The organism is Streptomyces sp. NPDC043427 (genome assembly GCF_056436655.1).
Map to the genome: position 1 here is coordinate 57347 of NZ_JBWKCC010000015.1, position 13868 is coordinate 71214.

Annotated in this window: 13 protein-coding genes; 3 read left to right on the top strand and 10 right to left on the bottom strand. The window is 72.6% G+C overall.

Annotated features, from left to right (window positions below):
- Nucleotides 1–2 precede the first annotated feature (2 nt).
- The 7 genes from AC067M_RS23605 to AC067M_RS23635 form a co-directional block, all read right to left on the bottom strand.
- Entirely contained in the window at nucleotides 3–803 is an 801-nt protein-coding gene (locus tag AC067M_RS23605; protein WP_478698992.1) for an SGNH/GDSL hydrolase family protein, read from the bottom strand.
- 104 nt (nucleotides 804–907) lie between these two features.
- Complete coding sequence (locus tag AC067M_RS23610) at nucleotides 908–1921, bottom strand: hemolysin family protein (RefSeq protein ID WP_478698993.1); 1014 nt, start codon at nucleotides 1919–1921, stop codon at nucleotides 908–910.
- Nucleotides 1918–3282 (bottom strand): hemolysin family protein, encoded by a 1365-nt coding sequence (locus AC067M_RS23615; protein ID WP_478698994.1) that lies wholly within the window; start codon nucleotides 3280–3282, stop codon nucleotides 1918–1920. The genes AC067M_RS23610 and AC067M_RS23615 overlap by 4 nt, the downstream gene beginning before the upstream one ends.
- Nucleotides 3283–3485: 203 nt before the next feature.
- Nucleotides 3486–3911 (bottom strand): GNAT family N-acetyltransferase, encoded by a 426-nt coding sequence (locus AC067M_RS23620; RefSeq protein WP_478698995.1) that lies wholly within the window; start codon nucleotides 3909–3911, stop codon nucleotides 3486–3488.
- Between the two features lie 73 nt (nucleotides 3912–3984).
- Nucleotides 3985–4836: an LLM class F420-dependent oxidoreductase gene (locus tag AC067M_RS23625; protein ID WP_478698996.1), complete on the bottom strand. Its 852-nt coding sequence runs from the start codon at nucleotides 4834–4836 to the stop codon at nucleotides 3985–3987.
- A 46-nt stretch (nucleotides 4837–4882) separates the two neighbouring features.
- Nucleotides 4883–7453: an ABC transporter permease gene (locus tag AC067M_RS23630; RefSeq protein ID WP_478698997.1), complete on the bottom strand. Its 2571-nt coding sequence runs from the start codon at nucleotides 7451–7453 to the stop codon at nucleotides 4883–4885.
- A 4-nt stretch (nucleotides 7454–7457) separates the two neighbouring features.
- The gene (locus AC067M_RS23635; RefSeq protein WP_478698998.1) at nucleotides 7458–8288 is read right to left on the bottom strand and encodes an ABC transporter ATP-binding protein; all 831 of its coding nucleotides are present in this window, start codon (nucleotides 8286–8288) and stop codon (nucleotides 7458–7460) included.
- A 137-nt stretch (nucleotides 8289–8425) separates the two neighbouring features.
- On the opposite strand from AC067M_RS23635, the gene AC067M_RS23640 reads away from it, so the two are divergent.
- A complete protein-coding gene (locus AC067M_RS23640) occupies nucleotides 8426–8683 on the top strand; it encodes a toxin-antitoxin system HicB family antitoxin (RefSeq protein WP_478698999.1) in 258 nt (85 codons plus the stop codon).
- A gap of 4 nt (nucleotides 8684–8687) precedes the next feature.
- Nucleotides 8688–9062, top strand: coding sequence for a fic family toxin-antitoxin system, toxin component (locus AC067M_RS23645; RefSeq protein WP_133931860.1), 375 nt, complete (start codon nucleotides 8688–8690; stop codon nucleotides 9060–9062).
- Nucleotide 9063: 1 nt separating this feature from the next.
- Here AC067M_RS23645 and AC067M_RS23650 read toward each other — a convergent pair whose 3' ends face one another.
- Nucleotides 9064–9747, bottom strand: coding sequence for a class I SAM-dependent methyltransferase (locus AC067M_RS23650; protein ID WP_478699000.1), 684 nt, complete (start codon nucleotides 9745–9747; stop codon nucleotides 9064–9066).
- An 80-nt stretch (nucleotides 9748–9827) separates the two neighbouring features.
- Nucleotides 9828–10514, bottom strand: coding sequence for an esterase/lipase family protein (locus AC067M_RS23655; protein ID WP_478699001.1), 687 nt, complete (start codon nucleotides 10512–10514; stop codon nucleotides 9828–9830).
- Between the two features lie 113 nt (nucleotides 10515–10627).
- Here AC067M_RS23655 and AC067M_RS23660 point away from each other — a divergent pair, with 113 nt between their 5' ends.
- Nucleotides 10628–12871, top strand: a complete 2244-nt coding sequence (locus AC067M_RS23660; protein ID WP_478699002.1) for a helix-turn-helix transcriptional regulator — start codon at nucleotides 10628–10630, stop codon at nucleotides 12869–12871.
- Between the two features lie 279 nt (nucleotides 12872–13150).
- Here AC067M_RS23660 and bioD read toward each other — a convergent pair whose 3' ends face one another.
- Complete coding sequence (gene bioD, locus AC067M_RS23665) at nucleotides 13151–13867, bottom strand: dethiobiotin synthase (RefSeq protein ID WP_478699003.1); 717 nt, start codon at nucleotides 13865–13867, stop codon at nucleotides 13151–13153.
- Nucleotide 13868 lies beyond the last annotated feature (1 nt).

The window sequence follows — 13868 nt, forward strand, 5'->3', positions numbered from 1 at the left end:
GATTACGCCGCCGGGCCCTCGTAGGGCAGCAGCTCGGGCCGCTTCGGCGGCAGCCCGTCGCCGGAGGAGCGGCCCGTGAGGCGGCGGACGATCCACGGCAGCAGGTACTGCCGGGCGAACCGGGCGTCCGCCACGCGCCGCATGACCCAGCCCGGCGGCAGGGTGGCCGGCATGGGCGCGTGCCAATCGGCGTCCTCGGGGTCGTATCCGAGCCCCTGCCACACCGCCTCGGCGACCCGCCGGTGGCCCTCGGCCGTCAGGTGCAGCCGGTCCACGTCCCACATGCGCGGGTCGCCGAGCGAGGGAGCCGCGTACAGGTCGACGACGAGCGCGCCGTGCCGGGCGGCGAGGTCGTCGACGCAGGCGAACAGTTCCTCCATGCGCGGCCGGAACCGCTCCAGGACCGGGCCCTGCCGGCCCGGGCTGCGCATCAGCACCAACTGCTTGCAGGAGGGGGCGAGCCGCTCCACGGCCTCCGTCAGCAGGTCCCGCACCCGGACCATGTCGCACTTGGGGCGCAGCGTGTCGTTCAGGCCGCCGACGAGGGTGATCACGTCGGCGCCCATCGCGGCCGCCACCGGCACCTGCTCGTCGACGATCTGCCCGATCAGCTTCCCGCGCACCGCGAGGTTGGCGTACCGGAAGCCGGGCGTGCGGGCGGCCATCCGGGCCGCGAGGAGATCCGCCCAGCCCCGGTAGGTACCGTCGGGGAGCAGGTCCGACATTCCCTCGGTGAAGGAGTCGCCGATGGCGACCAGGCTGGTGTGTGAGGGGTGCGTGGAGTTCGTGGCGTTCGTCTGCATGGCGTCAGAGATGGTATCCCGAGGCCCATACCCATCGGTCGGTCGGCCCGCTTCTCCGAACCGCCCCAGCACCGACGGCCTCAGCACCGCCCCGCCTCAGCCCCTCACGCCCGCTGCCCGAACAGCTCCCGCAGCACGTCCTCCATGGTCACCAGGCCGGCCAGGCGGCCGTCGGAGCCCAGGACGGCCGCAAGGTGCGTTCGGCTGCCGCGCATCGCCGTGAGGACGTCGTCCAGGGGAGTGGTCTCCCGCACGCGCGCGATGGGCCGCATGTCCCGCAGCCGGAACGCCATGTCCCGGGGCGAGGCGTCCAGGGCGTCCTTCACGTGCAGGTAGCCCACGATCCGGCGCCCCTCGTCCACGACGGGGAAGCGGGAGAACCCGAACTCGGCCGACAGCCCCTCCAGCCCCTCCGGTGTGACACCCACGCGCGCGTAGACCACGCGTGCCAGCGGAACCACCACATCGCGCACGGGGCGCCGGCCCAGCTCCAGGGCGTCGCGCAGCCGCTCCTGCGCCCGGTCGTCGATGAGGCCGGCCTCGCCCGCGTCCTTCACGATCTGGGCCAGCTCGGCGTCCGAGAACGTCGCTGTGACCTCGTCCTTCGTCTCGATCCGCATCAGCTTGAGCAGGCCGTTGGCGAAGGCGTTGATCGTGAAGATCACCGGGCGCAGGCCACGGGACAGCGTGACCAGCGGCGGGCCGAGCATCAGGGCGCTGCGCACGGGTTCGGCCAGCGCGATGTTCTTCGGCACCATCTCGCCGAGGAGCATGTGCAGATACGTCGCCAGTGCCAGGGCGATCACGAACGACACCGCGTGACCGGCGCTCGCGGGCACGCCCACCGCGTGGAACACCGGCTCCAGCAGATGCGCGATCGCGGGCTCCGCGACCACACCGAGCACCAGGGTGCACAGCGTGATCCCGAGCTGCGCGGCCGCCATCAACGCGGACACGTGCTCCAGGCCCCACAGCACGCTCTTGGCACGCCGGTCGCCCTGTTCGGCGTACGGCTCGATCTGGGAGCGCCGTACGGAGATCAGCGCGAACTCGGCGCCGACGAAGAAGGCGTTGACGACCAGGGTCGCCAGGCCGATCAGCAGTTGTACGGCGGTCACCGGCCGACCTCCTTGTCGTCGCCCGGCGTGGGGGCGTCGTCCGTCTCGAGGGCGTCGTCGAGCGGTGCGTGCAACAGGACGCGCGCGGCGCGGTGGCCGGAGGCGTCCACGACCTCCATGCGCCAGCCCGTGACCTCCCGGACGTCACCGACGGCCGGTATGCGGCCGAGTTCCGTGGCGACGAGACCGGCCAGCGTCTCGTACGGCCCCTCGGGCGGCCGTAGACCCACGCGCGCGAGTTGGTCCATGCGCGCGGCGCCGTCGGCCGAGTACACGGCGCGGCCGTGCTCGTCCGTGCCGGCCGGGGCCAGGTCGGAGATCTCGTGCGGGTCGTGCTCGTCGCGCACCTCGCCGACGACCTCCTCGACGATGTCCTCCAGCGTCGCCACCCCGGCCGTGCCGCCGTACTCGTCGATGACCACGGCCATCGTGCGCTTGCCGGACAGCCGGTCCAGGAGCCGGTCCACGGTCAGCGACTGCGGCACGAGCAGCGGCTCGCGCATCATCTCGGCGACCGACACGCGCGGCCGGTGCTCCGCGGGCACCGTCAGCACGTCCTTGACGTGGGCCGTGCCGACCACCGAGTCGAGGTTGCCGCGGAAGACGGGGAAGCGGGACAGGCCCGTCGCCCGCGTCGCGTTCGCCACGTCCTCGCAGGTCGCCTGGGCGTCGAGGGCGATGACCTGCACGCGCGGAGTCATCACGTTCCCGGCGGTCAGGTCGGCGAGGTTCAGGGTCCGTACGAACAGTTCGGCGGTGTCCGCCTCCAGGGCGCCCTGCTTGGCGGAGTGCCGGGCCAGGGCCGCCAGTTCCTGCGGTCCGCGCGCGGAGGCCAACTCCTCGGCGGGCTCTACGCCCATGCGGCGCACCACGCGGTTCGCCGTGTTGTTGAGGTGGGTGATGAAGGGGCGGAAGGCCGCGCTGAACCAGCGCTGTGCGTTGCCCACCCGCTTGGCCATGGCCAGCGGCGCGGAGATCGCCCAGTTCTTGGGCACGAGCTCGCCGACGACCATCAGGAAGACGGTCGACAGGGCCGTACCGAGCACCAGGGCGATCGACGACGAGGCCCCCTCCGGGATGCCCATGGCCTCCAGTGGGCCCGCGATCAGCTTGGCGATCGACGGCTCGGCGAGCATACCGACGACCAGGTTGGTGACGGTGATGCCGAGCTGGGCCCCGGAGAGCTGGAAGGTCAGGTTCCGTACGGCCTTGAGGGCGCCCGAGGCACCGCGCTCGCCGCGCTCCACCGCCCGTTCGAGTTCGCCGCGCTCGACGGTGGTCAGCGAGAACTCGGCCGCGACGAAGGCACCGCAGGCGACCGACAGCAGGATCGCCACCAGGAGCAGCAGCACTTCGGTCATCGGGTCACCTCCGTCCCAGGATCGGACAGGGCAGGAAGGAACGCGCGATGTCGCGTACTGGGAGGCTCGCCCATGGGCGGACGCTCACACCTTTCTTCGGGTTTCTTCGGGTTTCATCAGGTTCAGCGGGTTCATCGGGAGGAACGGACGCGGTGACTGGATGACTGGACTCCCCCCTCGATAGTAAAGGATCGGCAAAGCGATCAGTCGGTCAGGTGCTTCACCCAGCGGCGCCACCGCTCCTCTGGCGCGTACCCCGCTGCGCGCCACGCATGATGCGCGGTCTCGTTCCGCGTGAGCACCATCGCGTCCCCACGGCGTCCGCCCAGTCCCACGAAGCGCTCCTCCGCCGCGGCGAGCAGGGCCGACCCGATCCCCTGGCGGCGGCGCCCCGGATGCACCGCCAGCCGGTACAGATGGCAGCGCCACCCGTCGAAGCCCGCGATCACCGTGCCCACCAGTTCGCCACCGCTCTCGGCGAGGATCAGCGCATCGGGGTCACGGGCGACCAGCCGCTCCACGCCCTCCCGGTCGTCGCTGATGCTCGTGCCTTCCGCGGCCGTCTTCCAGAAGGCCAGCACGGTGTCGAGGTCGTCGGGCGTCGCAGCCCGTATCCGCAGATCAGACATGCGGATGATCACATCACGGGCGGCCGGCCCGGGTGCGGAATTCCAGCATCCGGACGACCACCCACCCCACCCCTCACAGGCCTCGCAACTTCGCCAGCACCGGCGCGAACGCCTCCATGTACGGCTCCAGCACGGTGAGGTAGGTGAACCCGTACCGCTCCCGCTGCGCGAGAACCTGCGAGACGATCTCGTCCAGAGTGCCGACGAGCAGGAGGGGCAGCTCCAGCGCCTGCTCCAGCGTCAGGTCCGGCACCCGCTCCAGGAGCGGCCGGACCGCGCCCTCACGGTCCTCGGTGACGGCGACCATCTGCAGGAGCAGGTTCAGTTCCGCCGCCTCCTCGCGGCCCTCGGCCAGCCGCCGGTAGAGCGCCACCCGCTCGTCGAGTTCGTCCGCCGTGATCGGCGCCAGCCCCGTGGCGCTCTCCGGCGCCGGGCGCGCGCCCGTGAACGCCGCGATGTCGGCGTGCTCGGCGGTCAGCCGCAGCATGCGGTCGCCGTTGGCGCCGATCAGCAGGGGCACCCGGGGCCGCAGCCGCTCCAGCTCCTCGACCGTGCGCCGCAGATGGTCCACCCGCTCGCCCGGCGACCCCCATGGCAGCCCTGCCGCCTCGTGCTCCGCCCGTACGTACCCGGTGCCCAGCCCGAGTTCGAGACGCCCACCCGTCAGCGCGTTCGTCGTCGCCACCTCGCGGGCCAGCAGCGCCGGGTTCCAGAAACCCGCGTTGAGCACGAACGTGCCCAGGCGCGGTCGCTCGGTGGCCTCGGCGGCGGCGACCAGGGCGGGGAACGGCGCCGGCATCCCCAGATGGTCGGGGACCAGAAGCACGTCGTAGCCGAGTTCCTCGACCCGCCGGCACTTGGCGCGCCACTCCTCGGCGGGCGCGAGCTCGATCAGACTGGCTCCGAAGCGGAACGGACGCGGCATGAACTCTCCTCGGCGACAAGCGACTTGAGCCTCCGCCGCGATTCCATCACTCGTGCGCGATCGCCGCCAGCACATTCATGCGGGATGCACGCAACGCCGGGAGCAGTGCCGCCACCACGCCCACGACCGCCGAGCCGATGACGACCGCGACGATCGTGCCCCAGGGGACCGCCAGCGCTTTCATGCCCTGCAACGCCAGCACCTGCTGGGTGCACACGCCCCACACCAGTCCCAGCGCCAGTCCCAGGACCGCGCCGAACACCGCGATCACCACCGACTCCAGCCGGATCATCCGGCGCAGTTGCCGGCGGGCGAGCCCGATGGCCCGTAGCAGCCCGATTTCCCGGGTGCGCTCCACGACCGACAGGGCGAGGGTGTTGACCACGCCGAGCACGGCGATGACGATCGCCAGCCCGAGCAGCGCGTACACGAGGTAGAGCAGCACGGCGATCTGGTCGTGGACGAGCTCCTTGTAGTCGGCCTGGTCGCGCACCTGGACCTGCGGATACGGGTCGAGCGTCTTCTCCAGGCGGGGGCGCAGCTGGTCGGCGTTCGTGCCGGGGGCCGCGTTCACGTACAGCGCGGAGTCCTGGCCGCCCGGCACGTACTTCTCGACGGTCGCGAGCCCGAGGAACAGCCCGCCCTGCATGCCGAAGCCGTCGGCGGCGTCCTGGTCGGTGAGCGCGCCCACCTTCAGCGAGGTCCGGCGGTCGCCGGGGAACTCGACCGGGAGCACACTGCCCAGCCGCACGCGGTGGTCCCTGGCGAAGTCGACGTCCATGCCGATCGCGCCGCCCGCCAGCGCCGCCGCCGAGTCGCCCTCGGCGTAGGTGACATGGGCGACGTCGTCGACCTGGTCGTCGTAGCCGGAGGCCGTCGTCTCGACGCGCTTGCCGTCCGGCAGGCGTACGGCGAGCGGCGCGAACCGCTGCCGTACGACGAGGCCGACGCCGTCCGTGTCACGCACCGCGTCCGTGACCTCCTGGGAGAAGGGGGTGAAGTTGGCGTTCTGGATGACGAAGTCGGCGCCCAGCGTCTTGTCGATCTGCTGGTCGAAGGACCTGGACATCGAGGCGCTCGCCACCGACATGCCGCCCACCAGCGCGAGGCCCACCATGAGCGCGGCGGCGGTGGCGCCGGTACGGCGGGGGTTGCGCAGGGCGTTGCGCTGGCTCATCCGCCCGACGGAGCCGAACAGCGCGGGGAAGCCCGCGCCGAGCACCCGGATCACCGGACGTACCAGCAGCGGGCCCGCGACGACGGTCGCGATCAGCGTGAGGACGACGCCGAGCCCCAGCAGGGACGCGGCCGACGCCGTCTTCGAGGCGGCGGCGCAGCCCGCGAGCGCGGCCACACCGGCCGCCCCCACGACCGAGCCGACCACCGCGCGCACCTTGAGCGGACGGCCCACGCCGGCGACCTCGGCGTCCGAGAGGGCCGCCATCGGTGACACGCCCGCCGCGCGCCGGGCCGGCAGGTAGGCGGCCACGAAGGTGACGCCCAAGCCGACCACGTACGCCGACACCGGGGTCACCCAGCCGATGACCATCTCGGCGGCGTTCAGGTTCATGCCGAAGACACCCATGAGCTCGATCAGCCCGGCCGCGAGCCCTATGCCGGCCGCCAGGCCCAGTGTCGAGCCGACCAGCCCGAGCAGGACCGCCTCGGTGAGCACGGAGCGCCGCACCTGACGCCGGTCGGCGCCGAGCGCCCTGAGCAGCCCGAGCTCGCGGGTGCGCTGCGCGATCAGCATCGAGAAGGTGTTGACGATCAGGAAGACGCCCACCAGGACGGCGATCCCGGCGAAGCCCAACATCACATACTTGATGACGTCGAGGAACCCGCCGAGGTCCTCGGCGGCCGACTTGGCCTGCTCGTCGGCGGTCTTCACGTCGTAGGTCCCGCCGCCGTCGAGCGCGGCGTCGACGCGGCCTTTCAGCTCGGTGTCGGTCACGCCCCGCGCCGCGTCCACGGAGATGCCGGTGGCCTGCTCCGCCGAGCCCAGCAGCTGCTTCCCCGCGGTCTTCGGGTCGAGGAACACGAGGGCGGCGCCCGGGTTGGTCGTCCGGAAGGTGGCGATGCCGACGATCTCGACCTTGAAGGAGCCGGGCTGTGCCATCACCGTGAGCGTGTCGCCGATCCCGAGGTGCTTCTTGTCGGCGGTGTCCGCGTCGAGAAGGGCCTCACCGGCGCCGCGCGGGGCGTGGCCGGACGTCAGGCTCACCGGGCTGCGGTCGGTGGGGTTCCAGTCGGTGGCGATGGTGGGCGCGCCCGTGGTCGGCCCGACCGACTTGTTCTCGCTGTCGACCACGGTGATGTTCTCGACGCCCACGTCCGGGTGGGCCGCCGCGACCCCGTCGACCCGCGCCAGGCGCCCGGCGAGAGAGGCGGGCAGGGTCTGCACCGCGCCGGTCGGCACGGACGACTTCAGGTCCTGCCTCGGCTCGACCGTCACATCGGCCGAGGTGGAGGCGAAGAGCCGGTCGAAGGTACGGGTCACCGTGTCGGAGAAGATCAGGCTGCCCGCGACGAACGCCACGGACAGCACGACGGCCAGCGCCGACAGCATCAGGCGCCCCTTGTGGGCGAGGAAGCTCCGCAGCGTCGCCTTCAGCACGGGGTCAGGCCTCCTCGGCGGCGGGCCGCACGCCGTTTCCGCCGGACGCGTCGAACGGGCCGCGGGTCACGTCGAACAGCTTCATGCGTTCCAACACGGCCTCCGCCGTCGGCCGTTCCATCTCGTCCACGATCCGCCCGTCCGCCAGGAAGAGCACCAGGTCGGAGTGGGCGGCCGCGCCCGGGTCGTGGGTGACCATGACGACGGTCTGCCCGAGCCGGTCGACGGCCTCCCGCAGGAAGGACAGCACCTCAAGACCGGCACGCGAGTCCAGGTTGCCGGTCGGCTCGTCCGCGAAGATCAGCTCCGGGCGCGAGGCGAGGGCCCGGGCGCAGGCGACCCGCTGCTGCTGGCCGCCGGAGAGCTGGGACGGCCGGTGCTTGAGCCGGTCGCGCAGCCCCAGCGTGTCGATGACCTGGTCCAGCCACTTCTGGTCGGCTTTCTGGCCCGCGATGTCCATCGGCAGGGTGATGTTCTCCACCGCGTTCAGCGTCGGGATCAGGTTGAACGACTGGAACATGAACCCGATCCGGTCCCGCCGCAGCCGGGTCAGCTCCCGGTCCTTCAGCCCGGTGATCTCGGTGTCGCCGAGCCACACCTGTCCCGCCGAGACCGTGTCGAGCCCCGCCAGACAGTGCATGAGCGTGGACTTCCCGGAGCCCGACGGGCCCATGACCGCGGTGAAGCGGCCGCGCGCGACGTCCACGTCGACCGAGTCCAGGGCGAGCACCGTCGTCTCGCCCGAGCCGTACGCCTTGGTCAGACCGCGGGCGCGGGCCGCGATCCCGTCGGCCGCGGCCAGACCGGGGGCGTGCTCCGCAGCAGGTGTGGACAAGGCTGCCTCCTCGCTCGCGTGGACGTGCCGAATCCCTGTCCCAGCCGAGAGTAGTGTGACCGGGCCCACACTCGCCCCCCGAATACCGAACACGGTCGGCCCTTGCCGTGCTAGCACTCCGGCGCTAGCGTCGAGGTATGGCGAAGACTCAGCTGAATGTGCGCGTCGACGAGGGCACTGCCCGCGCGGCCCGTGAACGCGCCCTCGCGCGCGGCATGAGCGTCAACCGCTACATCGAAGAGCTGGTCAGACAGGACACCGGAGAGGTCGGCCACACCTTCGTGGAGGCCGCCGCCGACTTCATGAAGCAGTACGAGACGGTGTTCGCCGAGGAGTTCGGCACGACCACCGATCTGAAGACCGACCTGAAGACCGACCGTGAGGGTCGCGGCTGATCCCTTGAGCAACCTCGAGATCGATCTCGCCTGGCTGTTGATGCTCGCCGAACAGAAGATGCCGGGGGATCCCCAGGTCACCGACTGGGGTGCCCTCGTCGCCGCCGTCGCACGCCACCGCGCCGAGATCTTCGACGTCCCCGTCTATGACTCCCCGCACGCCCGCGCCGCAGCGCTGCTCCAACTCCTCGTCAACGTCCCGGCGTTGGAGCGATCCAACGCCCTCTTCGCCTCCGCCGTCGCTTACGCCTTCCTCGTGGCCAGCGGCCTGAAGGTGGCCACCTCGCCGGAACAGGTGCGTGACCTGGCCCGACTGGTGAAGAGCGGCGAGGCGTCCGTCCACGACATCGCGCACGAGCTGCGCCAGTGGACCGTGTGAATCACGCCTCCTCGTCGGGGCACCACGCGGTGCCCAGCACACAGTACGAGGAGGGCAGCTTCGGCCCCTTCTCCGGCATCAGCATCCGCCGGTAGGGGCCGAGCTCGAAACCGGCGTCCCGCAGCGCGGCGACCGGGTCCCGGCTCAGGTGGCAGCCGCCGCTCAGTGGTGGCCAGAGGGTGCGGTCCAGGGCCCTCTGGGTGAACGTCATCGCCCGCCCGCCGCCCCTGCCGTGCTCGAAGAACCGGACCGTGCCGCCGGGCCGCAGCACCCGCCGCATCTCGCCGAGGGCCCGCGGCACGTCCCGCACACTGCACAGCACCAGCGACACGACCACCGCGTCGAACGCCTCGCTCTTCACCGGCAGCGCCTCCGCCGCACCCGGCACCACGTCGACCGGCACCTCGGCGCGCCGGGCCGCGTCCAGGGCCAACTTCCGCAGCAGTGGTTCCGGTTCGATCGCGACGACCTCCGAGACGGCCCGCGGATAGTGCCGGAAGTTCAGCCCGTTGCCCGCGCCGATCTCCAGCACCCGGCCGGAGAGCCCGGCCAGTAGCCGCTCCCGCACGGCACCCAGACCGCCCCGGGTCTCGGCGGCCACGCTGACCCGGGCGTAGCAGCGCGCGAACAGCGGGTGGTGGACGGGCCCCCGGGACGCCTTACGGGCACCGACGGACAACGGCATCGCGACCTCCCGGACCGGACGGGTCTGGCCTTCTACCGCGATTGTCCCCCGTACGGGCCCGCCCCACCCCCGCTGCCCTCTCATGCGACGAAGTCGCGGACCTGCTCGTAGATGCCGTGGTCGTTGTTCATGTCCTGGTGCTCGACACATCCGACACCGACGTTGGTCGCGCCGCTCAGCAGGGCCGACGAGTCCGGGTCGATCGCCGCGTCGCAGTTCGACCAGTAGCTGGCGTACGTCACGCTGCCCGGCGTCTCGTCGCCGGAGTTGAGCGCGGTGAGGAACGCACTGCCCGTGTTCATCTCTCTGCACGACGTGTACAGCCACCCGCACAGCGAGGCGACGGAGGTGCCGTGGTTCGTCCCGGCGACGGAGACGAAGTCGTCCACGTACGCCGTCCCGCCCAGGTTCTTGAGGTAGTAGCGGCCGCTCAGTGCGCCCATGGAATGGATCACGATGTCGACCTTCGCCGCACCGGTCTGCGCCAGCACGCTCTGCACCTTGGTCGCCAGCTGACGGGCCGTGGTCGTGTTCGACTGACCCCAGTCGTACGACCAGGCGAACAGCTCGGAGGAGGAGTAGCCGTCGGCCTTGAAGTCGGCGATCCAGTCGTTCCAGCTGCTCGACGAACTGCTGATGCCGTGGACGAACACGACGGGGTGGTGGCTCGCCGCGTGAGCGGAGGGCGCGGACAGGGAGAGGGACAGAAGGAGCGATGCGGCCACGGCCGAGAGTGCCGTGGCGATGCGACGCTTGTGGCGCTGCATGGTGCCTCCTGACATGTGGGGTGTTCAGGAGTGTCGGAGTGGGTCTACGCGCGCCGCATCGGTGTAATCGCCGGTCTTTACGTGTCAATTAACCCGCGAGTAACGTCGATGCCGTGGTGACTCCGGTGAACCCCCCACCTCTGGACCGCACTTCGCCACCGCCGCCTGAGGACGCCTGGCAGCACCTCGCCGCCACGCTGGCCGAGGGCGTCCGGGTCCGACTGCTGCGCAGCGTCTACGACGATCCGCGCGCCGCCGCCGAACTCGCCGCGCTCCTCACCGCACGGCAGTCGGCCGGGCTCGACCCGCTCCCGACGCAGCCCGCCGAACTCGCCCCGAGGCTGCTGCGCGCGCACCGCGCCGAGGTGCGGGCGCTGCCGGACGACACCCGGCTGCTGCTTCTGCTCGCCGCGGCCGACCAGTACCCGGTCGCCACGCACGCCTTCCTGCGCGCCGTCGCGGCCGCCGGCCTCGACACCCGGCCGCTGGATCCCGCCGAGGCGGCGGGCCTCGCCCACGCGACCACGGGCGGGGTCCGTTTCCGGGACGCCTGGACCCGAATCGCCGCGTACGAGACGGCGCCCCCGGAGGACCGACGCGAGGCTCACCGGCTGCTGGCCCGCGTGCTCAGCGGCGCCACCGAGACTCCGCAACGCACCTGGCACCGGGCCGCCACCGCCCTCGGCCCCAGCGCCCGCCTCGCGGCCCAACTGGACACGTCCGCCGAACGGGCCCGCCTCACCGGCCACCCCACCCTGGCCTGCGCCCTCGCCGAACGCGCCGCCGCACTCTCCCCCGACCCCCGCGACCGGTCCCGCCTCCTCACCCACGCCGCCACCGACGCCTGGACCTCCGGCGACGCGGACCGGGCCCGCCACCTCGCCCCTCACACCACCGACGACACCCTGACCGGTCTCCTCGCCCTCCGCACGGGCAACGCGTCTGAGGCGTTCGACGCGTTGCTGACGGCGGCGACCCGGGTGGGGCGAGAAGCCGGGGCGGTGGCCGGGGACCATGGCGGGCGCACCCGGACGACCGTCTCGGCCGACATCCCCGACCCCGCAGCCCACCTCCTCGCCCGCGCCACCGAAGCCGCCGTATACACCGGTGAGCTGCGGCGCTGTCGGGAGGCGGTGGTCGTGGCACGGCGGGCGGGTGTCGTGGTGCCGGGCACGCTGAGGGGGCTGATGGCGGCGGTGGAGGGGCGGTACGAGGATGCGCGGGACGTGTTGGAGGCGACGGCCGGGCGGTGTGGGCCGGGCGGGGACCCCACTCTCCTCATCCATGCCGGGATCGCCGCGCTGATGCTCGGTGACCACACCCGCGCCGTCACCGCCACCCTGCGCGCCGCCACATCCGCCCGTACCCGCGGCGCGCCGGGAACCGTCGCCCAGGCCATGGAGTTCCGCGCCTACGCCGACTTCTGGAGCGGACGCCCACGCGTGGGCGAGGCCGCCGCCGCTGACGCCCTGCGCCAGGCGTACGCCACCGGGCAGGACAACGGCGCCTGCCATCTCCAGGCCGCCCTCGCCATGTTCGCGGCGATCACCGGCGACGCCGACCTGTGCCGTGAACGTGCCGCCGCCGCCCGCTCGTACGCCCTCGCCCGCGGCCTGGGCCTGCCCGCCGCGCTCGCCCAGTGGGCGCTCGCCGTCCTCGACCTCGGCGGCGGCCGGTTCGCCGCGGCCGCCGCACGCCTGCGCGCCCTCGCCGCGTTCGGGCCCGGCCACGGCCACCGGGCCATCCGTCACCTGGCCACCCCGCACTACGTCGAGGCCGCCGCCCGCACCGGCGACACCCGCGTCGCCCGGGCCGCGCACGCCGACTACGACCGCTGGGCCCGCGCCGTCCGCAGCCCCGACGACCTCGCCCTCAGCGCCCGCTGCCGGGCCCTGCTGTCACCCGGCGCCGAGGCCGTCGACCACTACCGCACGGCCCTCGACCTGCACGCCCACGGCACCCGCGACCACGAACGCGCCCGCACGGAGCTGCTGTTCGGCGCGGCCCTGCGCCGACTGCGTCACCGCAGCGAGGCCCGCGACCGACTGCACAGCGCCCTGGAGGCCTTCGAGTCCTTCGGCGCCCCGCACTGCGCCGACCAGGCCCGCGCCGAACTCCGTGCCCTCGGAGCGCCCGCCGCACCCCCGCGCGGCCCCGACGACCCCGCCGCCCTTCTCACCGCCCAGCAACTGCTCATCGCCCGCATGGCGGCAGACGGCGCGACCAACCGCGAGATCGCCGACCACCTCGCCCTCAGCCCCCGCACGATCGACCACCACCTGCGAGGCGTCTTCAGCCGCCTGGGCATCCGTTCCCGTATCGAACTGGTCCGACTCGTCGCCGCGTCCGACAGCTAGGGCCTCTCGTTCGGATCATGCCGGGCTCGCGGGGTCCGGCACCGCGCCTCGCCGCGTTGTCGTCGGTTGGCAGGGCTCCGCCCTGCCGCCCTCCTCCGCCTTGCGATGCACGGCACCGGACCCCGCTCCCTGATCCGGCCTGATCCGAACGAAAGACCCTAGGGCCTCTCGCTCGGATCATGCCGGGCTCGCGGGGTCCAGCACCGCCCAAACGAGAGGCCCTCGGCCGGTGGGGCGCATCAGGCCGCCGGTGGGGCGCATCAGGCCGGGTGCGACACCTCAGGGCCCCTCCCGCCCCCCGAACACCTCCGCGTCCCACGTTCCGTCGAGCCGTGGTGCCAGCCACGCCGGGGCCGCTGCCCGGAACGCGGGTGGCGGGAGTGCGCCGGCGCCGGCGGGCAGCGCGCCGAGCAGGGGGGCTCCGGAGACCTCCGGCAGGTCCGCGACGTTGCAGCGGGACGCCAGGTCGGGGGAGTCGGGCCAGCTGCCGATCACCACGCCCAGGAAGTCCAGCCGACGGGAGCGCAGTTCGCGTGCCGTCAGTTCCGTGGTGTTGAGGGTGCCGAGGCCCGCGGAGGCCACGACGAGCACCGGCGCGCTCAACAGTTCGGCCACGTCCGCCAGCGTCCCGCCCGCATCGTCGAACCGTACGAGCAGGCCACCTGCCCCCTCGACCAGAACGAGGTCGTGCTCGGTGGCCAGCTTGGCCGCCGCGTCGGCGACCTCACGCGGAGCGACCGGGAGCAGACCGGCCCGCCGCGCTGCCGTCCCCGGCGCCAGCGGCTCGGGATAGCGGGCGACCTCCGCCGCCGTCACGTCGCCCGCCAGCCTCGCGACCTCGTCGGCGTCCCCGCGCTCGTCGGGGCGTACGCCCGTCTGCGCGGCCTTCAGTACGGCCACCGACCGGCCCGCCGCGAGCGCCGCGGCGGCGACCGCGGCGGTCGTTACCGTCTTGCCGACCTCCGTGCCCGTGCCCGTGATCACCAGTACCGCCATG